The 23,398-nt window shown below is 63.5% G+C and carries 17 protein-coding genes and 1 tRNA gene; 5 read left to right on the plus strand and 13 right to left on the minus strand.

Going from position 1 to position 23,398, the window contains the following annotated elements; all coding sequences use genetic code 11:
* Positions 1–124: 124 nt before the first annotated feature.
* The 3 genes from ACIPZ8_RS14035 to ACIPZ8_RS14045 all read left to right on the plus strand — a co-directional run bounded on the left by ACIPZ8_RS14035 (position 125) and on the right by ACIPZ8_RS14045 (position 5,771).
* Complete coding sequence (locus ACIPZ8_RS14035) at positions 125–2,263, plus strand: cytochrome-c peroxidase (protein ID WP_400723958.1); 2,139 nt, start codon at positions 125–127, stop codon at positions 2,261–2,263.
* A 300-nt stretch (positions 2,264–2,563) separates the two neighbouring features.
* On the plus strand, positions 2,564–3,847 hold the full coding sequence (locus ACIPZ8_RS14040; protein WP_400723961.1) for a diguanylate cyclase: 1,284 nt from the start codon (positions 2,564–2,566) through the stop codon (positions 3,845–3,847).
* A gap of 145 nt (positions 3,848–3,992) precedes the next feature.
* Complete coding sequence (locus ACIPZ8_RS14045) at positions 3,993–5,771, plus strand: acyl-CoA dehydrogenase C-terminal domain-containing protein (protein WP_400723964.1); 1,779 nt, start codon at positions 3,993–3,995, stop codon at positions 5,769–5,771.
* Positions 5,772–6,009: 238 nt separating this feature from the next.
* Here the strand turns inward: ACIPZ8_RS14045 and ACIPZ8_RS14050 are convergent, their stop codons facing one another.
* Positions 6,010–6,933, minus strand: a complete 924-nt coding sequence (locus ACIPZ8_RS14050) for a LysR family transcriptional regulator (protein WP_400723967.1) — start codon at positions 6,931–6,933, stop codon at positions 6,010–6,012.
* Positions 6,934–7,145: 212 nt separating this feature from the next.
* Between ACIPZ8_RS14050 and ACIPZ8_RS14055 the strand changes: the two genes are divergently transcribed.
* Together ACIPZ8_RS14055 and ACIPZ8_RS14060 are read left to right on the plus strand one after the other, a co-directional pair.
* Positions 7,146–8,426, plus strand: a complete 1,281-nt coding sequence (locus tag ACIPZ8_RS14055; RefSeq protein WP_400723970.1) for an aspartate aminotransferase family protein — start codon at positions 7,146–7,148, stop codon at positions 8,424–8,426.
* Between the two features lie 139 nt (positions 8,427–8,565).
* Positions 8,566–8,724, plus strand: a complete 159-nt coding sequence (locus tag ACIPZ8_RS14060; protein WP_009681539.1) for a YqaE/Pmp3 family membrane protein — start codon at positions 8,566–8,568, stop codon at positions 8,722–8,724.
* 32 nt (positions 8,725–8,756) lie between these two features.
* On the opposite strand, the gene ACIPZ8_RS14065 is transcribed toward ACIPZ8_RS14060, so the two are convergent.
* The 12 genes from ACIPZ8_RS14065 to ACIPZ8_RS14120 form a co-directional block, all read right to left on the minus strand.
* Complete coding sequence (locus ACIPZ8_RS14065) at positions 8,757–10,580, minus strand: S9 family peptidase (RefSeq protein ID WP_400723973.1); 1,824 nt, start codon at positions 10,578–10,580, stop codon at positions 8,757–8,759.
* A complete protein-coding gene (gene pqqE / locus ACIPZ8_RS14070) occupies positions 10,546–11,694 on the minus strand; it encodes a pyrroloquinoline quinone biosynthesis protein PqqE (protein ID WP_400723980.1) in 1,149 nt (382 codons plus the stop codon). The genes ACIPZ8_RS14065 and pqqE overlap by 35 nt, the downstream gene beginning before the upstream one ends.
* Entirely contained in the window at positions 11,666–11,941 is a 276-nt protein-coding gene (gene pqqD / locus ACIPZ8_RS14075; protein ID WP_294337067.1) for a pyrroloquinoline quinone biosynthesis peptide chaperone PqqD, read from the minus strand. Before pqqD ends, pqqE begins: the two co-directional genes overlap by 29 nt.
* Positions 11,938–12,675: a pyrroloquinoline-quinone synthase PqqC gene (pqqC, locus tag ACIPZ8_RS14080; RefSeq protein ID WP_400724101.1), complete on the minus strand. Its 738-nt coding sequence runs from the start codon at positions 12,673–12,675 to the stop codon at positions 11,938–11,940. Before pqqC ends, pqqD begins: the two co-directional genes overlap by 4 nt.
* 27 nt (positions 12,676–12,702) lie before the next feature.
* Positions 12,703–13,614: a pyrroloquinoline quinone biosynthesis protein PqqB gene (pqqB, locus tag ACIPZ8_RS14085; protein WP_400723983.1), complete on the minus strand. Its 912-nt coding sequence runs from the start codon at positions 13,612–13,614 to the stop codon at positions 12,703–12,705.
* A gap of 81 nt (positions 13,615–13,695) precedes the next feature.
* A complete protein-coding gene (pqqA, locus tag ACIPZ8_RS14090) occupies positions 13,696–13,767 on the minus strand; it encodes a pyrroloquinoline quinone precursor peptide PqqA (RefSeq protein WP_003243383.1) in 72 nt (23 codons plus the stop codon).
* A gap of 169 nt (positions 13,768–13,936) precedes the next feature.
* Positions 13,937–16,216, minus strand: a complete 2,280-nt coding sequence (pqqF, locus tag ACIPZ8_RS14095) for a pyrroloquinoline quinone biosynthesis protein PqqF (protein WP_400723986.1) — start codon at positions 16,214–16,216, stop codon at positions 13,937–13,939.
* A gap of 51 nt (positions 16,217–16,267) precedes the next feature.
* Positions 16,268–17,062, minus strand: a complete 795-nt coding sequence (locus ACIPZ8_RS14100; RefSeq protein WP_400723988.1) for a carbon-nitrogen hydrolase family protein — start codon at positions 17,060–17,062, stop codon at positions 16,268–16,270.
* Positions 17,063–17,077: 15 nt separating this feature from the next.
* On the minus strand, positions 17,078–18,760 hold the full coding sequence (locus ACIPZ8_RS14105) for a flavin monoamine oxidase family protein (protein ID WP_400723991.1): 1,683 nt from the start codon (positions 18,758–18,760) through the stop codon (positions 17,078–17,080).
* Between the two features lie 171 nt (positions 18,761–18,931).
* Positions 18,932–19,393 (minus strand): Lrp/AsnC family transcriptional regulator, encoded by a 462-nt coding sequence (locus tag ACIPZ8_RS14110; RefSeq protein WP_400723994.1) that lies wholly within the window; start codon positions 19,391–19,393, stop codon positions 18,932–18,934.
* Positions 19,394–19,510: 117 nt separating this feature from the next.
* Positions 19,511–19,587, minus strand: a tRNA-Ile gene (locus tag ACIPZ8_RS14115).
* A gap of 16 nt (positions 19,588–19,603) precedes the next feature.
* Complete coding sequence (locus tag ACIPZ8_RS14120; RefSeq protein WP_400723997.1) at positions 19,604–23,347, minus strand: EAL domain-containing protein; 3,744 nt, start codon at positions 23,345–23,347, stop codon at positions 19,604–19,606.
* Between the last annotated feature and the right edge of the window lie 51 nt (positions 23,348–23,398).

A 23,398-nucleotide genomic window follows, 5' to 3' on the forward strand; every position in this document is an offset into this window, starting at 1 on the left:
AACCGGTATAAAAAATCATTGAATGTTTCGCGCCGAAATACTTTGTTACAGCTATGGTGGCATTAAGCGCACTTAGTTGCGTGAACGATCAGCCTGAAAACCCTGAGCCGTCGGGAAGTCCATCATGGTCGACTATCTGAGTAATTTGCGAATCCCCCGCCTGGCCTGTGCGATAGCGATGACGCTCGCCGCCGGCCTTCCTTTGACCAGCGTTCGGGCTGCTGACCCGGCAGGGACCGTACCGGTCGTGCCGGATGTGCCCAGCCTGCAGTCACTGCGTGGCATGACGCCACCGGACCCCTCCGGTACCGAAGGCGGCCGCAAGGTCGACCTGATGTCCGATTATGTGATCAATCGCGGGGCGGTGGTGCTTCTGGGCAAGGCCCTGTTCTGGGACATGGCGATCGGCAGTGATGGCGCCACTGCCTGCGCTTCCTGCCACTACCACGCGGGTGTCGATCACCGGGTCACCAACCAGATCAACCCCGGCCAGGCCAATACCAATGCCAACGTTGCGTCGATCTTCAACAAGCCGTTCACGGCTGCTGATATTCCCGGCGACGTGCCGAGCTACGCCATGCGTTCCGGTGGCAAGGGCGGCCCGAACTACACGTTGAAAAAAGGCGACTTCCCGACCCACGTGCTGGCCAACCCTCTGGATCGCAACTCGGCGATCGTCTATTCGAGCGATGACGTCATCGGCTCGCAGGGCGTGTTCGACGCCAACTTCGTGAAACCTCGCCAATCGCGCTACGACAAATGCACCCAGCAACCGGACGGTATCTTCCAGGTGGGTGGCATCAACGTGCGCCGGAGCACCGGTCGCAATGCGCCGTCGGTGATCAACGCGGCCTTCAACGTACGCAACTTCTGGGATGGGCGGGCCAACAACGTGTTCAACGGCTTCTCGCCGTTCGGTAATCGCGACCCTGATGCGGGGATCTTCGTGACCAAGGACGGCAGTGGCGTAGCGGCCAAGGTACGCCTGGCCCTCAAGGATGCCTCGGCGGCCTCGCAAGCCGTCGGGCCTCCCGGCAGCGCGGTGGAAATGTCCTGTGGCGGGCGCACCTTCGCCGACATTGGCCGGCGCATGCTCGACACCATGATGCTCAAGGGGCAAAAGATCTCGCCCACCGATTCGGTACTCGGGCCCGTCTCCAGCGCCCGTCGGCCGACCTATCGCGAGCTGATCAAGAACGCCTTCCAGCCACGTCTGTGGAATGCCACGCAGCAGGTTTCACTGGGCGGCGAACCGTACACCCAGATGGAGGCCAACTTCCCGCTGTTCTTCGGGCTGGCGATCCAGATGTACGAGTCCACCTTGATCTCCGATCAGGCACCTCTGGATGCCTATCTGCAGGGTGATCACAGCGCCATGAACGCTCAGCAGGTGCAAGGCATGGAGCTGTTCCTGGGCAAGGGCAAGTGTGTCGCCTGCCATGGTGGTGCGGAGTTGACCAACGCGGGCAGCCGGCTGCTGTTCCAGCCCCATGAGCGCATCGAGCGCATGGTCATGGCCGACGGCCTGACCACGCTCTACGACAACGGCTTCTACAACACCGGTGTGCGCCCGACTTCCGAGGACCTGGCACTGGGTGGCTCGGACGCCTGGGGCAATCCTCTGTCCTTCACCCGTCAGTACAACACCCAGCTGCAAGGCGGGAATATTCCTGATCCACTGGAGGTCGATGTGTGCACCTTCGAGGTGCCGCTGAGCGCAGCAGTGCCCTGCGACCCAACCCTCAAGCCCAGTGTCGGTTTCCGCGACTCGGTCGATGGCGCCTTCAAGACCCCGACCCTGCGCAACATCGCGTTGACCGGGCCGTACTTCCATAACGGCAGCCGGGCAACGCTGCAACAGGTGATGGAGTTCTACAACCGCGGCGGTGACCGGCGTGGCGAGGACGCCAGCAACACCAGCGGCTTCGAACACCCGGCAGTCAATCAGCACAATGGCTCCAACCTTGATCCGGACATGACCGCGCTGAACCTGACCCCCGATGAAGTCGATGCACTGGTCAAGTTCATGGAGGTCGGCTTGACCGATCCGCGCGTCGCCTGGGAGCGGGCGCCGTTCGATCACCCGTCACTGGTGCTGCCACAGGGTGAGAAGGGTGATGAAAACTCGGTCGGGCAAAAACCGGCCAGCGCACAGATCACCTCTCGGCAAGCGCAAGACGCCGACTTCCAGCTCAATGCCGTGGGTGCTTCGGGTCGCTCCACTGCGCAGGGGCCACTGCTGCCATTCAACAACGACCTGTAGAGATATCTCTGTGGCAGCGCGGTTCATGTGGGAGCCGCGCTTGCCGGCGATGGGCTGCAAAGCAGCCCCAGCGTTTGAACCGGAAATGCCGGCGGCCAGATAAACCGCTTGGGGCCGCTTTGCGGCCCATCGCCGGCAAGCGCAGCTCCCCAGGGATCGCGATGACTTCAATCACGAGAAAAAGCTCAAGCCCTCCACCTCCGCTGCCGTTAACCCACCGGCGTACTCATCTATTCACGTGTGCTGCCGATGAAGTAAAGGCACAATGCTATTATTGATCTGCCGGGTCGGAGATTGCCCTTGTTTCGTCTAAACGCTGTTCGCGCGAGCCATTTCCTGCCTTCGCTGATTTTGCTGCTGGCTGGGCTTGCGGCGGCTTATGTAAGAGACCTCAGCGTCTTCTTCACATCATTGTTCAATGTCCTCCCCACCTTGGTCCTGCTGCTGGGCGGCGCCTACTGCGCCGTGTATCGCCGCCAGCGTGAGCTGTTCCTGATGGTCACGGTGTACATCGCCTATTTCCTGCTCGACACGCAGACCGACTTCTATCGTGACAACGGCCGCGTGCGCGAGGACGCGGCCGTGATCTTCCACCTGGTGTGCCTGTTGCTGCCTGCCCTGTACGGCCTGTTCGGCGCCTGGCAGGAACGTACCCACCTGGCCCAGGACCTGCTGGCCCGCTTCGCCGTGCTGTTCGCCGTCGGCAGCGTGGCCGTGGCCCTGGAACAGAGCTTCCCGCAGGCGCTGCTGGCCTGGTTGGCGGAGATCCGCTGGCCGTCGCTGCATGGCCAGTGGATGAGCCTGATCCAGATGGTCTACCCGGTGTTCATCGTGGTGTTCGTCCTGCTGGTCGTGCAATACCTGCGCGAGCCCCGGCCCTTGCATGCGGCGCAGGTGATCGGCCTGGTCGGCATCTTCTGGATGCTACCCAAGACGTTCATCCTGCCTTTCACCCTGAACATCATGTGCAGCCAGGTGATGCTGATGATTGCCGCGGCGGTCTCGCACGAGGCCTACCAGATGGCGTTCCGTGACGAACTGACCGGTTTGCCGGGGCGCCGCGCGTTGAACGAGCGCATGCAACGCCTGGGTCGCAATTACGTGATCGCGATGACCGACGTCGACCACTTCAAGAAATTCAACGACACCCACGGCCATGATGTCGGTGACCAGGTGCTGCGGCTGGTCGCCAGCCGGTTGTCCAAGGTCACCGGCGGTGGCCGCGCCTATCGCTACGGTGGCGAGGAGTTCGCCCTGGTGTTCGCCGGCAAGACCGCCGAAGAGTGCGTGCCGCACGTGGAAGCGGTGCGCGAGATGATCGCCAACTACACCATGCACCTGCGAGACCAGAACAGCCGCCCGCAGGACGATTCCGCCGGGCGTCAGCGCCGCAGCGGCAGCGCCGGCGGTACGGTCTCGGTGACGATCAGCATCGGCGTCGCCGAGCGGCTGGTCGATCATCGCAACCCGGAAGAAGTGCTCAAGTCCGCCGACCAGGCGCTTTACAGTGCCAAGGGTGCCGGGCGTAACTGTGTCATGGTCCATGGTCAACAATCCCAGCGCGGGGCCGTGCGGATGGCGTGACCAAAACAGACTATGCGGTCGCGTGATGACCCTATGTCTCGCAAAAGTTGTTCGGTTACACTGGATTCAAACCTGGGTTGCTTTTTTTACGAACCCCGTGCCGCGGTCCCTATGGCCGCCCCGACCCGACCAGCGAGAGGTTGTCATGGCTGACTATAAAGCGCCCCTGCGCGACATGCGCTTCGTACTGAATGAAGTCTTCAACGTGGCCGAGTTGTGGGCGCAGCTGCCCGCACTGGCCGAGGCGGTCGATGCGGATACCGCCATGGCGGTGCTGGAAGAAGCCGGCAAGGTCACCAGCAAGACCATTGCCCCTCTCAGCCGCGCCGCCGACGAAGAAGGCTGCCACTGGGACAACGGCGCCGTGCGTACGCCAGCCGGTTTCATCGAGGCCTACAACACCTACGCCGAAGGCGGTTGGGTGGGCGTGGGCGGTGACCCGCAATTCGGTGGTATGGGCATGCCCAAGGCGATCTCGGCCCAGGTCGAGGAAATGGTCAACGCCTCCAGCCTGGCGTTCGGCCTGTACCCGATGCTCACCGCCGGTGCCTGCCTGTCGATCAACGCCCATGCCAGTGAAGCACTGAAGGCACAGTACCTGCCGAACATGTACGCCGGCGTCTGGGCCGGCTCCATGTGCCTGACCGAACCGCATGCTGGTACCGACCTGGGCATCATCCGCACCAAGGCCGAGCCCCAGGCCGATGGCAGCTACAAGGTCAGCGGCACCAAGATCTTCATTACCGGCGGCGAGCATGACCTGACCGAGAACATCATCCACCTGGTGCTGGCCAAGCTGCCGGACGCACCGGCAGGGCCAAAAGGCATCTCGCTGTTCCTGGTGCCGAAGTTCCTGGTCAACCAGGACGGCAGCCTCGGCGCACGCAACCCGGCCACCTGTGGCTCGATCGAGCACAAGATGGGCATCCAGGCCTCGGCGACCTGCGTGATGAACTTCGACGAGGCCGTCGGCTACATCGTTGGCGAGCCGAACAAGGGCCTGGCGGCCATGTTCACCATGATGAACTACGAACGCCTGGGCGTGGGCATCCAGGGCCTGGCGTCGGCCGAGCGTTCCTACCAGAACGCTGTGGAATACGCCCGTGATCGCCTGCAGAGCCGCGCCCCGACCGGGCCGCAGGCCAAGGACAAGGCCGCCGACCCGATCATCGTCCACCCGGATGTGCGGCGCATGCTGCTGACCATGAAGGCGCTGATCGAGGGCGGTCGTGCCTTCTCCACCTATGTGGCGATGCAACTCGACAGCGCCAAGTACAGCGAAGACCCGGCCACGCGCAAGCGCAGCGAAGAGCTGGTGGCGCTGCTGACCCCGGTGGCCAAGGCCTTCCTCACTGACCTCGGCCTCGAGTGCACGGTGCATGGTCAGCAGGTTTTTGGTGGCCATGGTTACATTCGTGAATGGGGCCAGGAACAACTGGTGCGCGATGTGCGTATCACCCAGATCTACGAAGGCACCAACGGTATCCAGGCGCTGGACCTCATGGGGCGCAAGGTGGTGGCCAGCGGTGGTGCGTACTACACGCTGTTCTCTGACGAGATTCGCCAGTTCATTGCCAGCGCTGATGGCCAGCTGGACGAGTTTGCCAAGCCGCTGGGCGCTTACCTGGATCAGCTCGACGGGCTGACCGAGTGGGTACTGGAGCAGGCCAAGGGCAACCCGAATGAGATCGGTGCCGCGTCGGTCGAGTACCTGCAGGCCTTTGGCTATGTGGCTTATGCCTACATGTGGGCACTGATGGCGCGTGCCGCCAAGGCGGGTGAGGGCGACGAGGCGTTCTATGCGGCCAAGCTGGGCACGGCACGCTTCTACTTCGCGCGCTTGCTGCCGCGGGTGAATTCGTTGGTGGCCTCGGTGAAGGCGGGCAGTGAGTCGTTGTACCTGCTGGATGCAGAACAGTTTTGAAGTGTTTGCGAAAGATTACTTCTTGTAAGCCTTTTCCTACATGACGTGGTGACTTTTCGCCACTGGCGCCAGATTGGATCCACAGTTAATCTTTCTACATGGACGTTGCGCAGGAAGCGCAAAGGACAGAACAGGGACAACGAAGGATTTCCTGCCAGGATGGCGGGGCGATACGGATGTCACAGGGAAACAGTCTAGAAAACCCCGCTTCGGCGGGGTTTTCTTCGTCTGCGGGTTTTCAGCCCAGCACATCCAGCGGCGTGGCACCCAGCTGCCGGGCATCGGTCTCTTCCTCCAGCAAGGTGCGCAGCAGCTCCACCGACGCCTGCTGGCGTTGGGCATCACGGAACACCAGGCCGACCTTGAGCGGCACGCGCGGCTCACTCAACGGTTTCCACAGCAAACCCTGGTCATCCTCGGCGGCATCCTTGGCCCGCCCAGGCAGGATGGTTGCCAGCGCGGTGTGCGCCAGGCTGTCGAGAATCCCCGCCATGTTGTTCATTTCGGCTTGCACCTGCGGCCTGCGGCCTTGTGCGGCCAGTTGCTCCTTCCAGATCTGGCGGATCTGGAATTCCTCGCCGAGCATCAGCATGGGTAATTCGGCGGCCTGCTTGAGGGAGACTTTCTTGAAGTCTTTCAATGGGTGGGTATCCGGGATGACAACCTGCAACTCGTCTTCGTACAGAAGCGAGCCGTGCAGCCCTGGCTGGCGCGGTGGCAGGTAGCTGATGCCGATATCCAGGTTGCCATTGAGCAGCCGCCGTTCGATCTCCAGCCCCGACAACTCGTAGATCTGTACCACCAGATGCGGCTGGGCCTTGCGCAAGCGCTCCAGCAACTGTGGCACCAGGCTTGGCCGCACGGTCTGCAGTACCCCGATGGCCAGGGTGCGCAGTGACTGGCCCTTGAAGTTGCGCATGGCCTCATGGGCACGTTGCAGGCCATCCAGCAGTGGCAGGGCATGGTTGTACAGAGTGTGTGCAGCCAGGGTCGGCAGCAGCCGCTTGTTGCTGCGTTCGAACAGGCTCAGGTCGAGGCTGTGCTCAAGCTGGCGAATCTGCTGTGACAGTGCCGGTTGCGACAGCGACAGGCGTTCGGCGGCGCGGCCGACGTGGCCTTCTTCATACACCGCGACGAAATAACGCAGTTGGCGAAAATCCATAAGTAACACTTATCGAAAAAGCTGGGAAAACGAAATGGCCGCAATCGCCGCCGAAGCCTAGTCTATCGCCGTATTCCAACGGGTTACAGCGATCGATCAACTCATTGTTACCGCGTTTGAAAAACACTTTTGATAGGCAAGGCAAAATTATCCAGCGCCGGCAGCAAGACCGGACCCCTGGCCGCCCTTTACCGTGATTGGTTGGAGCCCCGATGAACCTGTTCAACCTGCGCCGTTCGGCCCCTGCCGCGGTTGCCGAGCCCAAGCGTGCGCCGGTGATCGTGGCGGATGCGCCGCAGCTGTCCCGCGAGCGCCTGATGCCGAGCACCGAACGTGCGGCGCAAGTGTTCGTGCGTGGCCAGGGCTCCTGGTTGTGGGATAACGAAGGGCATGCCTATCTGGACTTCACCCAGGGCGGCGCGGTCAACAGCCTCGGGCATAGCCCGACGGCGCTGGTCAAGGCACTGGGCAACCAGGCCCAGGCGCTGATCAACCCGGGGGCGGGTTACCACAGCCGTGGCCTGCTGGCGCTGGTCAACCGCCTGTGCCAGAGCACCGGCAGCGACCAGGCCTACCTGCTCAACAGCGGTGCCGAGGCCTGTGAAGGGGCGATCAAGCTGGCGCGCAAGTGGGGCCAGCTGCACCGCAACGGCGCCTACCACATCATTACTGCCAGCCAGGCCTGCCATGGCCGCAGCCTGGGCGCGCTGTCGGCCTCCGACCCGCTGCCGTGCAACCGCTGCGAACCGGGCCTGCCGGGGTTCAGCAAGGTGCCGTTCAATGACCTGGCGGCGCTGCATGCCGAGGTCGATTCGCGCACCGTGGCGATCATGCTCGAGCCGATCCAGGGCGAGGCGGGGGTGATCCCGGCGACACGTGAGTACCTGCAAGGCGTGGAGAAGCTCTGCCGGGAACTGGGCATCCTGCTGATTCTGGACGAAGTGCAGACGGGTATTGGCCGCTGTGGGGCATTGCTGGCAGAAGAGACCTACGGTGTGCGTGCCGACATCATCACGCTGGGCAAGGGCCTGGGTGGCGGTGTACCACTGGCGGCCTTGCTCGCTCGCGGGACAGCCTGCTGTGCCGAACCCGGTGAACTGGAGGGCAGCCATCACGGCAATGCCCTGATGAGCGCCGCGGGCCTGGCCGTGCTGGAAACCGTGCTGGAGCCGGGCTTCTTCGGGCAGGTGCAGGACAGTGGCCGTCATCTGCGTGACGGCCTGAGCCGCCTGGCCGGCCGCTATGGCCAGGGCGAAGTGCGCGGCCAGGGGCTTTTGTGGGCCTTGCAGTTGCAGGAAAACGTTGCCAAGGAACTGGTCGAGGCTGCCTTGCACGAAGGTTTGCTGCTGAACGCGCCGCAGGCCGATGTGGTGCGCTTCTCGCCGGCGCTGACCGTGAGCAAGGGCAACATCGACGAAATGCTCCTGCGCCTGGCCCGGGCCTTTGCCCGCTTGCATGCGCAACAACAGGCCCGCCGCGAAATGCCGGCCTGATCAAGAATTCTACGAACCGTCTGGCGTTTCTGCGCATCGCCCCGTGCCTGTTTCATTTGGCCCGGGGCGTTTTTTTTGCCTGTGGAACCTCCAGCAAGCGCAGCGGGTCTTCCTTGTAACCCCTTCAGGAGAGACCCGCATGGACTTCATTCGCATCATCATCGCCATCATCCTGCCACCGCTTGGCGTGTTTCTGCAGGTGGGGTTTGGCGGGGCGTTCTGGCTGAATATTCTTTTGACCCTGCTGGGTTACATTCCCGGGATCGTGCATGCGGTCTACATTATCGCCAAGCGCTGAGGATGCCGGGGCCGCAGAGCGGCCCCAGGCTGTCAGCCCTCCAACACCCGGCAATAGAACTTCCACTCTTCCTCCAGCGCATGCGCCAGGTTCTCGGCCTTGCGGAAACCATGCCGTTCCCCTGCATAGAAATGCCCTTCAGCCGCGATGCCATTGGCCTGCAACGCCGCCATCATCGAGCGCGTCTGCTCCGGCACCACCACTGCATCCAGCTCGCCCTGGAAGAAGATCACCGGCACCTTGATTGCCGAGGCATGCAGCAGCGGCGTACGTTGGCGATAACGTTCGGCATCCTGCTGCGGGTCACCGATCAGCCAGTCCAGGTAATCACCTTCGAACTTGTGCGTGGCCTGGCCCAGGGCAATCGGATCACTGACCCCGTAAAGGCTGGCGCCTGCACGGAACACACCGTGGAAAGCCAAGGCGCACAGTGTGGTGTAGCCACCGGCACTGCCGCCGCGAATGAACGCCTTGCCGGGGTCGATCAGCCCTAGCCCGGCCAGATACTCGACGGCGGCACAGGCATCCTGCACATCGCTTTCGCCCCAACGCAGGTGCAGCGCCTGGCGGTATGCCCGGCCGTAGCCGGTGCTGCCTCGGTAGTTCAGGTCGGCCACGGCAAAACCGCGTCGGGTCCAGTACTGGATGCGTGGGTCCAGTACCGGGTAGCAGGCCGAGGTCGGGCCGCCGTGGATGAACACCACCAAGGGTACCGGGCCCACGCTGGCGGCTGCCGGATAGAAGAAACCATGGGCCAGCGCACCGCCGCTGTCGTAATGAATCGACTGCGGCAGACTGATTTGCGCGACAGGCAGCACTTCGGCGCCACCGGCCAGCACGCTGACTTCGTGGCCGCTGCGGGCTATGGCTATCACTGCCGGCGGGCTGATCGGCGAGGCCGCGACGGCATAGAGGTATTCGGCATCCATGGCCAGGTTGCGGAACCGGGTGTAGGCGCTGGCGAAGCGCTCCATGCGGCCATGTTCATCGTGCAGGCCCAGTTGCCCGATGCCACCTTCGAACCAGGTGGCCAGATAACGTTGCGGATTTACCGGCAGCCAAGTGCTGGCGCCCAGTTGCCAGGGGGCGGCGGCATGGTCGGCGGGCTCGGCCGGCAGTGCCTGCCAGTGGCCGTCGACCTCGCCCCAGGGCTGCCAGAAGCCATTGCGGTCAGACAAACAGTACAAGCGGCCTTCGGCGTCGAAATGCGGCTGTTGCAGTGATTCATCCTCGGCGGCGATACAGCGTACGGCCCCCCAGTCGCCGTTGGCGTCGCGTTCGCGGCACATCAGCCGGGTAACGGTCCAGGGCTGTGCCGGGCGGTTCCATTCGACCCAGGCCAGGCGCTGGCCATCAGCGCTGAGCGTTGGCGAGGCATAGAAGTCGGCGCCCTCGGCGAGCACCTCGCGGGCGGTTTCGGCCAATGCCACCAGGCGATGTTCGACGCTTTCGCCATGGCGCTCTTCGACTGCCAGCACCTTGCCGTCGTGCCACTGCACATCGCCATAGCGGCATTCGGCCTCGGCGGTCAGGGCGCGTGGTGCAGTGCCGTCGAGGCGCTGGGTATAGAGTTGCTGATCCTTTTCGTTGACGAACAGCAGCCCGTCGCCGCCCAGGCAGAAGCTGCCACCACCGTATTCGTAGACCCGGCTGCGCACGCTGAAACCATCGGGCGTGAGGCAACACGCCTGGTGATCACGCCACTGCCAGATACGGCAGGCCCCATCGGCCGGGCGGAACTCGTTCCAGAACAGCCCCTCGGCACTGACCTTGAGTTCGGCAAAGTCGGTGCCGGCGGCAACGGCCTGGGCGGCGCTGAAGTCAGCCGCGGACGATGACACGGGAGTTGCGCTCATTGCGGAAGGTCATCTCTTCGATGGCGAGTTGGGCGGTCTCCGCCTCTTCGCGGGCCTTGAGGATGATGCCGTGGTCGGCCGACTTTGCGCACACCGGGTCGGCCTTGCTGGCATCGCCGGTCAGCATGAAGGCCTGGCAACGGCAGCCGCCGAAGTCCTTTTCCTTTTCGTCGCACGAACGGCACGGCTCGGGCATCCAGTCGTAACCGCGGAAGCGGTTGAAGCCGAACGAGTCGTACCAGATGTGGTGCAGGTCATGGTCGCGCACGTTGGGGAACTGCACCGGCAATTGCCGGGCGCCGTGGCAGGGCAGGGCAGTGCCGTCCGGGGTGATGGTCAGGAACAGGCTGCCCCAGCCGTTCATGCAGGCCTTGGGGCGTTCCTCGTAGTAGTCCGGGGTGACGAAGATCAGCTTGCACGGGCTGCCCTCGGCCTTGAGCTTTTCCCGGTACTCGTTGGTGATGCGTTCGGCGCGTTCGAGCTGCGCGCGGGTCGGCAACAGGCCCAGGCGGTTGAGGTGCGCCCAGCCATAGAACTGGCAGGTGGCAAGCTCGACGAAGTCGGCTTCAAGGGCGATGCACAGCTCGATGATGCGGTCGATCTTGTCGATGTTGTGCCGGTGGGTGACGAAGTTGAGCACCATCGGATAGCCGTGGGCCTTCACCGCCCGGGCCATCTCCAGCTTCTGCGCGAAGGCCTTCTTCGAGCCGGCCAGCAGGTTGTTGACCTGCTCGTCGCTGGCCTGGAAGCTGATCTGGATATGGTCCAGCCCGGCCTGCTTGAAGGCGGCGATGCGCGCTTCGGTCAGGCCAATGCCGGAGGTGATCAGGTTGGTGTAGTAGCCCAGCCGGCGGGCTTCGCCGATCAGCTCGGCGAGGTCCTGGCGCACCAGCGGTTCGCCACCGGAAAAGCCGATCTGCGCAGCGCCCATCTCGCGGGCCTCGGCCATTACCTTGAACCACTGCTCGGTGCTCAGTTCCTGGCCCTGGGCGGCGAAGTCCAGCGGGTTGGAGCAGTATGGGCACTGCAACGGGCAGCGGTAGGTCAGCTCGGCCAGCAGCCACAGCGGCAGGCCGACCGGCACCTCAGGCGAGGGTGATCCAGTGTTCGGCACGGGCCACCTCCATGAATTGCTCGATGTCGTCGGCGACTTCGGGCACACCAGGGAATTGTCGTTCGAGGTCGGCGATGATTGCCGCCACGTCACGCTTGCCGTCGATCAGCCCGCCGATCAGGCCGGCACTGTCGTTGAGCTTGATCATGCCCTCGGGGTAGAGCAGCACATGGCCTTTCTGCGCCGGCTCGTACTGGAAGCGGTAGCCGGGGCGCCAGTTTGGCGTTTGCTTGCGGTCGAAACTCATAGGGCGATCCCCTTGTGCCAGACCCGTTGCTGGGTGACGGTGTGGTAGGGCGGGCGGTTCAGTTCGTAGGCCATGCTCATGGCGTCGAGCATGCTCCAGAGGATATCCAGCTTGAACTGCAGGATTTCCAGCATACGCTCCTGGCCCGCGCGGGTGGTGTAGTGCTGCAGGGTGATCGCCAGGCCGTGCTCGACGTCGCGCCGGGCCTGGCCCAGGCGGGTGCGGAAGTACGCGTAGCCGGCAGGATCGATCCACGGGTAGTGCTGCGGCCAGCTGTCCAGGCGCGACTGGTGGATCTGCGGGGCGAACAGCTCGGTCAGCGAGCTGCTGGCCGCTTCCTGCCAGCTGGCGCGGCGGGCGAAGTTGACGTAGGCATCGACGGCGAAGCGCACGCCGGGCAGCACCAGTTCCTGGGAGCGCAACTGGTCGGGGTCGAGGCCGACCGCCTGACCCAGGCGCAGCCAGGCTTCGATACCGCCATCCTCGCCGGGCGCGCCGTCATGGTCGAGCAGGCGCTGGATCCACTCGCGGCGGATTTCGCGGTCCGGGCAGTTGGCCAGGATCGCGGCATCCTTCATCGGGATGTTGACCTGGTAGTAGAAGCGGTTGGCCACCCAGCCCTGGATCTGCTCGCGGCTGGCGCGGCCTTCATACATCGCCACATGGTACGGGTGGTGGATGTGGTAGTAGGCGCCCTTGGCGCGCAGGGCCTGCTCGAACTCGGCAGGTGACATTGGCAGTGCGTCGCTCACGGGGCCTCCTTACAGCTCGATGCTCATGCCATCGAAGGCGACTTCGACGCCGCGGCGCTGGACTTCGGCGCGTTCGGGGGAGTCTTCGTCGAGAATCGGGTTGGTGTTGTTGATATGGATGAGCACCTTGCGCTGGCGCGGGAAGCCGTCGAGCACTTCGAGCATGCCGCCCGGGCCGTTCTGTGCCAGGTGGCCCATCTCGCGGCCGGTACGGGTACCGACACCGCGGCGCTGCATTTCATCCTCCTCCCACAGCGTGCCGTCGACCAGCAGGCAGTCGGCGCCGTGCATCATCTGCAGCAGCTTGGCATCGACCTGGCCGAGGCCGGGGGCGTAGAACAGCTTGCCGCCGGTGCGGGTATCCTCTACCAGCAGGCCGAGGTTGTCGCCCGGGTGCGGGTCGAAGCGGTGCGGCGAGTAGGGCGGCGCGGCGCTGCGCAGGGGGAAGGGGGTGAACTTGAGGTTGGGGCAGGCTTCGATCACGAAACTGCCTTCGAGCTCGATGCGGTTCCACTGCAGGCCACCGTTCCAGTGGCTGAGCATGTTGAACAGCGGGAAACCGGTGGTCAGGTCCTGGTGGACCATGTCGGTGCACCAGACCTGGTGCGGGCAGCCTTCGCGCAGGCTGAGCAGGCCGGTGGTGTGGTCGATCTGGCTGTCGAGCAGGACGATGGCGTTGATGCCGGTGTCGCGCAGGGCGCGTGCCGGCTGCATCGGCGCGAAGGCCTGGAGCTGGGCGCGTATGTCAGGCGAGGCATTGCACAGGATCCAGTGCTCACCGTCGTCGGACAGGGCGATGGACGACTGGGTGCGCGCGGTGGCACGCAGGCTGCCGTCGCGATAGCCTTTGCAGTTGACGCAGTTGCAGTTCCACTGCGGGAAACCACCACCGGCGGCGGAACCGAGAATCTGGATGTACATGGCCACTCCTTCTGCGAAAAGCCGTATTCGAAAAACGACGACGCCCCGGCGGGCCGAGGCGTCGAACCGCAAAAGCAGGGCTTAGCGGTTGGCGAAGTACATGGTCACTTCGAAGCCGATACGCAGGTCAGTGTATGCAGGTTTGGTCCACATGGGCGTTCTCCTTCCGGATGGGGTTGGGGTGCTTCAGCTATTGATTGGGGGCCGCCTGGAGCAGGAGGTTCCGTTGGCTGAGATAGCGGTATCTTACAAGAATTTTTTGTACCGAAAGGTTAATTCTTTGATAAGCGCCCTTGCGGTAAACGTAACAATCCCCGCCGAATCAGTGCCAGGACGCATCTGGCGCCGCGCTGTTGGCCAGGCAGAGCCAGGCGCAATCGGTGCTGAGCAGGTCACTTAGCAGGCCATCCAGATCCGCTTGTCGCGTCATCAGAATAGACCGCTGCAGCGCAAGCAGATTGCCGGGTTGTGTGGCCAGGTGTGTCTGCCATGCCCATTCGGCGACGTCGGCGTTGGCCATGGCAGGTTCGTCGAACTGCTCGGCCAGCGCTTGACGGGCGCCGATGTCGAGGGTGACGCCTTGACCCAGAAGTTTGCGCAGGTGGTCGAGGATTTCCGCCTGACTGGCATGTGGGGACTGCACGCCGAACAGCAGGCCACCGATGCCTTCGACCTGACGGAAGGTACTGAAAACCGCGTAGCCGAGTTGCAGTTCGACCCTCAGTCGTTGATAAACCGGGCCTTGCAGCAGCTGGGCCAGCAGGCGACCACTGGCTTGCTGCTCGGCTGGCAGTGGGCAGAACAGCAGCAGGGCGTTTTCACTGCCCGGCACCTCGGCATGATGCCAGCGCTGGCCGCTCCAGAGGTTGGCAGGCGTAGGCACCGCGCCTTGCCCTGGGCAGCCCTGCAGTACTGCGCCCAGTGCCTGCACGGCGCTTGCATCGAAGCCCAGAGCCAGGCCATGCCAGTGGCTGTGCTGCCAGGCGCCGTCGAGCAGCGCCTGGTCGAGGGTGCAGGGCGGCGTTGCGGCGGGGTGATTGCCGAGCACGGCGTCTGTCAGCTGATTGATCAATGCCCTGATCGGTATCAAGGCGGGCGCCTCAGGTGGTGATGATTGCCAGTTGGAGGGCGCCTGCATCAGCGCCAGGGCCTGGCCTGTGGCGCGTACCACGGCTGCAGGGTGGCCAGCGCAGCGTAGCTGCCAGTATTCGCCAGACGCGCTGAACTGCAGTTGCACGCAGGTTTGCTCGCAACGTGACTGCAGGGGGTGCAAGGCGCGTTCAAGTACGCCCCGCAGAGGCTGGCGCAAAGCCGATGGCACGTGCCAGCGCAGATAAAGTGCTGCGTATTGCCTGGAGGGTGGAAGCAGGTCGCTCATGGCCAGCGCAGGGGGCAGTTCTGCAGTTTGAACAGTGGGCAGCTCATCGATCAACAACGGCTCGGCCGCAGGCAGTTGCCATTGCCCATATGCGTGACGTGGCAGCTGTTCAAGCAAGGCTTTGAGCGCGCCCAGTGCTTGTTTATCCAGTGCTGCAAACGGCTGCCCGGCGCTGTCGCGGCGGGCCAGCTCCAGTGCGGTGGCGTTGCGTTCGCGACGTTGTTGCAGGCGGCCAAACGCGCTGTTGAATTGGCCGGGGTCTGTCTGGCGGATGAAGTCGAACCAGCCGTACAGTAGCTTCAGCGCCTCATCGGTGTCGGCATCCGGGTCGAGCTTCAGGTCGATGTGCCAGAGCAGTTGCCCGGCGAAGGCATACAACTTCTCGACCTTGCACCCTTTGAGCCAGCCACGTCGCTCCAGTGCATCCAGCCAACTGCCGGCGCGGTTGTCTCCGAGGTTGGCCACCAGCAGCTCCAGCGCCTGTTCTGCACCTGCGGGCAGGCCCTGGTGGGCGAACAGCAGCGGCGTGTTGGCAGCCAAGGCCGGTGGCGACGCTTGCGGCACAAGGGCGCCCTTTTCGAAGATAGCGGCGTATTGCCTGCCCAGTTGCTCCAGTTCATCCAGCGGCTGTGGGCCACAGAGACTCAGGGTGATCTGGCCGCCCTGGTAGAAGCGCTGGTGAAAGCCGCTGAGGGCCTGCTGGAAGGCCACATTGCGCAAACCGAGGGAATAGCGGTTGCCTGCATGAAAAGCGCTCAACGGATGATTGCCCGCTACAGACTGCAGCAAGGCGAACTGCTGCTGCGCCTGCGGGTTGCGCGACCAGGCGATGAATTCGGCGTGGATGACTTCCCGCTCGCGGCATTGGCGCTCGATGCCCAGGTCCGGTTCGGCAAGCATCTGGCACAAGCGCTCCAGCCCACCGGCCAATGCGGTGGGGGGCACTTCGAAGAAGAAGTCGGTGGTGCGTTCGCGGGTGCTGGCGTTGACTTGGCCGCCGAGGGCCTGGACATGGCGCATCAGGCCGTCTTCCAGAGGGAAGCGTGTGGTGCCGAGGAAGAACAGGTGTTCGAGGAAGTGGGCCAGGCCCGGCCATGCGCTCGGGGCGTCATGGCTTCCCGCGTGAACCCTCAAGGCGGCTGCAGAACGCTTCAGGCGAGGTGCGTGGCGCAGGGTCAGCTGCAGGCCGTTGGCGAGGGTGAGGTGGCGGGTGGTGTCAGGCATGGGTACTCCGGGGCAGGTGTTCATGCTAACCCATTTGCAAGGCGGCCCCTGTCAGCCCTGACGCAAGTGCAATTCCTGGCGCAGATCGGCCAGATAAGGAAATGCCTCACGCCCCCGCACCACTCGCTCATGCTCCAGCTCGGCCAGCAACTGGCACTCATCGCGCCCGGCCATGGCCAGCAGGCTGCCATCGGGCCCGATGATGCTGCTCTGCCCGCAGTACTGGATCTCGTCCTCCGCCCCGCAGTAGTTGGCATACACCAGGTAGCACTGGTTTTCCTGCGCCCGCGAGCGCACGGTCACCTGGCAGACGAAATCGTAAGGCGTCATGTTCGCCGTCGGCACCAGGATCAGTTCGGCACCTGCCAGCGCCAGGCGCCGGGCGTTCTCCGGGAATTCAATGTCGTAGCAGATCAGCATGCCGACCTTCCAGCCCTCCAGCTCGACCACCGGGAAATGGTCGGCGCCTGCGCTGAACATCGCCCGGTCCAGCTCGCCGAACAGGTGGGTCTTGCGGTAATTGCACAGGCTGCGGCCATGGGCATCGATCAACTGCACGCTGTTGTAGATGGCCCCGTCATCGGCGCGTTCGGGGTAGCCATAGACGATGGCGATGCGGTGCGCCTGGGCGATCTCCACCACTGCCATGGCCGAGGGGCCATCGTCGGCTTCGGCCAGCCGTTCGACCTGCGCCAGGCCGATGTTGTAGCCGCTCAGGAACATCTCCGGGCACACCAGCAATTGTGCGCCGCGCTCGGCTGCCAGTTGCGCCTGGTGGCGCAGCCGTTGCAGGTTGCCGGGCACGTCCAGCGGGTTGGGTGTGCCCTGGAACAGAGCGATGCGCATGCTGCCTCCTTGGTTTCAGTCAGCCAGGGCGATGGGACCGATCTCGTCGAACACATCGCCCGGGCCTGGGTTGTCCGGGTGGGTCTGGCCACCGAAGTGGTTCATGATACCCCACACCGCATTCAGCGACGTCTGCACCGCACCTTCGACCCAGGCCGGGGTCCACGACACGTCGTCACCGGCAATGAACATGCCGCGCTGCTCGGCGGGCAGGTCCTGTTGCATGAAGTGCGCATACATGCGCTGGTTGTAGCGGTAGTGACCCGGCAGCGCACCCTTGAACGCGCCGAGGAAGTGCGGGTCGGCCTCCCAGGAAATGGTGATCGGGTCGCCGATGATGTGCCCGGCGATGTCGGTCTTCGGGTAGATTTTCTTCAGCGCATCCAGGGCCAGCTGCACGCGCTTTTCCACGGGATGAGGCAGCATCTTCAGGGCGTCGCTCATCCAGGCGTAGGACAGGCAGATTACCCCCGGTTTGTCGTCACCGTTGTCGAACAGGTAGGTCCCGCGGGTGAGGCGATCGGTGAGGGTCATGCTCATCAGGTCGCGGCCGGTCTGCGGGTCCTTGTCCTTCCAGAATGGCCGGTCGACCATGACGAAGGTCTTCGATGACTGCATGTAGCGGGTGCGGTCCAGGGCCATCCACATCTTCTGCGAGAACAGCGACTCTTCGCAGTCGATCTGGGTGGTCAGCAGCCAGCTCTGGCAGGTGGCGAGTACCGCGTCATAGTGGCGGGTATCGCCCCAGTTGTCGGTGACCGCCAGGCGCCCATCGGCAGCACGCGCAATACGTTTGACCCCGGTGCGCGGTGCGCCACCATGCAGCGAACTCAGGCTGGTACCTGCCGGCCAATGGGCGCAACGCTCCGGCACATGGCGCCAGATGCCTTGAGGGACTTGCTCCACGCCACCGACGATCAGGTGCTGGTGGTCGTCGCAGTTGGTCATGACCACGCGGAAGATTTCCAGCATCGAGTTGGGGAAGTCCGAGTCCCAGCCGCCGGTGCCGAATCCGACCTGGCCGAACACTTCGCGGTGCTGGAAGCTCAGCTGGGCGAACGAGCGCGAGGTAGCGACAAAGTCGTAGAAGGTGCGGTCGTCCCACAGGGGGACCAGCTTGTTCCACAGTTCTTTGAGCCGAGGCACGTCACGGTCACGGATCGCCTGCTGGATATCGGCGAACCGGGCACCGCTTTCCAGCGCATCCGCCCAGGCGTCGGCCACTTCATGGAACAGTTTCGGCAGGTCACTGGCCTTTTCGGCGTAGTAGGTCTGGCCTTCGAGGTCGATCACCGTGCTGCCTGAGGCGGAAGTCAGCGGGTTGGGGAAAGGCTTGGTTTCCAGCCCCAGCTTGTCGACGTAATGGTAGAAGGCGGTGGAGGACACCGGAAAACGCATGCCGCCGAGTTCGGCGATGATGCCGTCGGTGCCGTTGAAGGCCTGTGAACGCAGCCGCCCGCCGAGCTTCGAGGCCTCGTACACCACGGGCTTGAGGCCCAGCTTCATCAGCTCGTAGGCCGCGACCAGACCGGCGATGCCCGCGCCGACGATGGCGACTTCCTCACCATGGCGCTCGGCCGGAATGCTACCCAGGCCGGCAGGGTGTTCCAGCCAGTCGTCGAAGGCGAAGGGGAAGTCCGGGCCGAAGATGGTGATGGGTGGTTTGCCGTCGGCGGGGTGGCGGTTTTTCTTGTTCATGAAGTGACCTTGCCAGAGCGGCTGCGCGAGGGGCGGAGCCTGAGTATAGGAGATGGCTGAGGGTCATTTTATGAAGCGGGGTGTTCGTAATTAAGATGCAGAGTGATGGCGAAATCGATGCTTGGTTGTCATTACGTCGGCTGATTAATCCATTTTGACGTTAATCAGCCTTCAGGCTGGCTGCCCTCGATCGACCTTGCTGCTGAGAATGATCGACGTGGTGGTCTTTTCCACCCCTTCGACACTGCCGATCTGGTCCAGCAACTGGTCGAGTTGCTCCGGCGAATCGCTGCGCAACCAGGCTACGTAATCGAACTCGCCACTCACCGCGCACAACTGCTGTACCTGCCCCATGGCGCTCAGGCGACGCACCACTTCCTTGCCGGAGCGTGGCTGCACCTTGATCCCGACATAGGCCTGCAGCCCACCGCCAATCAGGCGCTGGCCAAGGCGTACGCCATAGCCGGTGATGACCTTGTTCTTTTCCAGCCGTTCCAGGCGCGAGTTGACCGTGGTGCGGGCGATGCCGAGCTGGCGGGCGAGGGTGGCGACGCTTTCGCGGGCGTTGATCTGCAGCAGGGCGATCAGCTGGCGGTCGATTTCGTCGAGGGCGATGGGGCGGGAGTCCGACATGGTGAGTCTCTACGGAGGGTCCGCTAGCCTAGCCAGCTGCAGACAAACAGGGCAAGCCCAACATTCTCATCCATCGAGCACAAAAAAGCCGCGCATCAGCGCGGCTTTCGTCATATCTGGTGGGCCCACACGGACTCGAACCGTGGACCAAAGGATTATGAGTCCTCTGCTCTAACCAACTGAGCTATAGGCCCTCAGTAAGTGCCCGGATTATAACGAGGGTTTTGAAAGCGTGCCATCCGAAAGATCAGACAGTGCTATACGAAGAAACGTCGCGGCGAATTCATCCGGCGGCAATGGCAGGCTGACGATGTAGCCCTGGATCTGCTCGCAGCCCTCGGCTGCAAGGAAGCGTTGCTGGGCCTGGTTCTCCACGCCCTCGGCAATGATCGTCAATTGCATGCTGCGCCCCAGCGCGATGATGGCGCGGGCGATGGCGGCGTCGTGCGGGTCGTCCGGCAGGCCGCGGATGAACGACTTGTCGATCTTGAGGATGTCCAGCGGTAGGCGCTTGAGGTAACTCAGCGACGAGTAGCCGGTGCCGAAGTCGTCGATCGCCAGTTGCACGCCCAGTTGCTTGAGCTGATGCAGCACGGCCAGGGCTTCTTCGGCCTGGCTCATGATGAAGTTCTCGGTGATTTCCAGCTGCAGGTCGCCCGCCTTCAACTGGTAGACCTTCAACAGATGCTCGATGCGTTTGGCGAGGTGGGGGTGGCGCAACTGCGCGCCCGCCAGGTTGATCGACAGTGGGCCAAAGGCCTGGTAAGCCTTCTTCCAGCGATGCATCTGCTGGCAAGCCTGTTCCAGCACCCAGTCACCCAGCTGGAGAATGGTGCCGTTCTCTTCGGCAAGGTGAATGAAATGCTCGGGCGGTACCTCGCCGAATGTCGGGTGGCTCCAGCGAATCAGCGCTTCGGCCCCGACCAGGGTCTGGGTCTTGAGGCTCAGCTTGGGCTGGAAGCTCAGGCTCATCTCGTTACGCTCGATGGCGCGGCGCAGTTCGTGCTCCATGGCGATGCGTTCGCTGGCCTGCGTGGTCAGGTCACGGGTATAGGCCTCCACACGGTTGCGGCCTTTGGCCTTGGAGCGATACATGGCGGCATCGGCGTTGCGGATCAGCGTGGCGACGTCGGTGCCATCCTGCGGATAGAGGCTGGTGCCGATGCTGGCGCTGGTGAAGAACTCGTGCTCACCGGCCTGGAACGGGGCGACGAAGCAAGCCAGCAGCTTGTTGGCAATGGCATGGGCATCGCTGGGCTTGTGCAGGCCGGGCAGCAGGATGATGAACTCGTCGCCACCCAGGCGGGCCACGGTGTCGACATCGCGCACCTGCTCCTTGAGACGCTGGGCGATGCCTTTGAGCAAGAGGTCGCCAACCGGGTGGCCGAGGCTGTCGTTGATGTGCTTGAAACGGTCCAGGTCAAGGAACAGCACGGCGCCCTGGCGGTTGGAGACCTGCGAGCAGGTCAGCACGGCCTGCAGCCGGTTTTCGAAGAGCGCGCGGTTGGGCAGGCCGGTCAATGGGTCGTGGTGGGCCTGGTAATCGAGTTTGGCCTGGGCATGCTTGAGGCTGGAAATGTCGGCGAACACGGCGACGAAGTGGGTGATGTCGCGCTCGTTGTTGCGTACGGCGCTGATGGTCAGCCAGCCGGGGTACAGCTCGCCATTCTTGCGTTTGTTGTAGATCTCGCCCTGCCAGTGGCCTTCAGCGGTGAGTTGGTGCCACATGGCGGCGTAGAAGGCGCTGTCATGCTGACCCGAGGCGAGCAGGCGCGGAGTCTGGCCGAGTGCCTCGATCTCGCTGTAGCCGGTGATCTCGCTGAAGGCACGGTTGACTGCGCTGATGCGTTGGTCGGTGTCGGTGATCAGTACGCCTTCAGCGGTATTTTCGAACACGGTGGCGGCCAGTTGCAGTTTTTCCTGCATCAGGTGGCGTTCGGTAATGTCGCGGGCGATGGTCAGCATGCAGTCGACACCACCGATCGGCAATGGCCGAGCCGACAGCTCGCAGAGGCGAATCTGCCCGTCGCTGCGGCGCAGGTGGCAACTGAAGTCACGCACGAAACCATCGCGGCCAAGCCGGTCGATCAGGCGCTTGCGTTCGTTGAGGTCGACCCAGATCCCCAGGTCGAACGAGGTCTGATCGATAGGCGGGTTGAATTCGTAACCGGTCAGGCGGCAGAAGCCCTCGTTGACCTCCAGCAGAAGGCCGTCGCTCTGGCGCGACAGCAGCAGGCCGTCCGGCGAGGCGTGGAAGGCCTTGGCGAACTTTTCCTCGGAGGTCTGCAACTGTTGCTGGGTTTCCTTGAGCTGGCTGATGTCGCGAACGGCCACGACCAGCGCCAGGCTGCCGTCAAGCTCGAAGGTTTCGGCGGAGGTCAGGCCGGTGAACATCTGGCCGTTGCTGCGGCGGAAGGTCATTTCGATGTTGCGGATGCCGCCTTGGTGCAAGCGTTCGAGCAGCCTTGGGCCCATGCCTTCGATGCCCCACAAGTTGAGCTCGGTGGCGGTGCGGCCGATCACTTCGCCCGGTGTCAGGCCAATCTGCTCTTCGAAGGCTTCATTGACCTCGAGCAGTACGCCATCGCTGTGCCGTGCGATCAGCAGAATGTCCGGGCACTGCTCGAATACCGAAGCGAACTTCTGTTCCGACAGGCGCAGGGCGTCTTCGGTGCGCTTGGTCTCGCTGATGTCGATCATCAGGCCGCGCATCAGGGGCCGGTGGCCGTGTTCGATCATGCTGACGATGTTGCGTACCCAAAGCGGCTGGCCGTCGGCGCGCATTACGCGGTAATCGAGGCTGTGATCACGCCCTGCAGCGGTTTCACTCTCGCAGAAGGCCTGGGCCCAGAGCGCGTCGTCGGGGTGCAGGATGCTGCGCCAGAAACCGGGCTTGAGCCAGTCGTGCAGGGGGTAGCCCAGCAAGTCTTCGGCATGCGGCGAAACATAGCTGTAGGTGAAGTCGTTGGCGTCGGCTTCCCAGGCAATTGCCGACAGGCTCTCGATCAGGCCGCGGTAGTGGTATTCGCTGCTGCGCAGTTCCTGCTCCAGGGCGATGCGTCGGGAGATTTCCGAGCTGAGCCGGCGATTGATGCGGATGACCACGGCGAGAATGGCGATCAGCAACAGGACGGCGGGCAGGCCATAGAGCAGCGTGTCCCGCCAGAAACTGCGCTGGTCGACCACGTTGCCAACCCAGCGCTGCTGGATATGGCTGACTTCATCGCTGGACATGTCGGCCATCACTTTGTCGAGGATGCCGATCAGTATTTGCTGGTCACGGGGCGCGGCCATTGCCAATTGGTAGCGGTAGGGGGTTTCGCCGCTTACGTACAGCCCTTCGAGCTTGAGCTGGCGCAAGCTCCAGATGCTCGAGGCGAGGTCGCCGACCACGGCGTCCACCGCGTCGGTGGCCAATGCCTGCAGGGTCGAGCTGACATTGGGCATCGCCACCAGGTTGAGGTCCGGGTGGTGGGTGCGTAGCAATTCATGGGGCGCGTAGTTTTCCACCACGGCGACCTTCAGCCCGTACAAGTCCTTGAGCGTGCGCGGTTGCGGGCCGCCGTCATGGGCCAGGATGACGATGGGGAAATCGAGGTAGGGGCGGGTGAACGCCAGGTAGCCCTGGCGTTCCGGCGTCGACATGATGCCGGGCAGCAAATCGATGCGGCCTTCGCGCGCCTGCTGCAGCACTTCGGTCCAGCTGCTGGGCTCGACCGGCTTCAGTGATACTCCCAGGCGGTCCTGGAGCAAGGCAATGTAATCGGCGGCCAATCCCTGGTACCGGCCCTCCTGGTCACGAAACTCGAATGGTGGCCAGGAGGCGTCGACGCCCAGCCTCAGCTGCGGGTGAGCAGCGAGCCAGGTTTTTTCCTCGTCTGTCAGGGTCAGGGCGCCGGCCGTTGTGTTCCACAGCATCAGGAGCAACAACAGAATGGCCGGCATCGGCAGCATAGCGGCCTCGCATTCAGTTGGTCTGAAGTCGAGTGTAGACGGGCATTCAGC

Source organism: Pseudomonas sp. NPDC089422 (assembly GCF_044749405.1).
In the GTDB taxonomy this organism is placed as follows: Bacteria; Pseudomonadota; Gammaproteobacteria; order Pseudomonadales; family Pseudomonadaceae; genus Aquipseudomonas.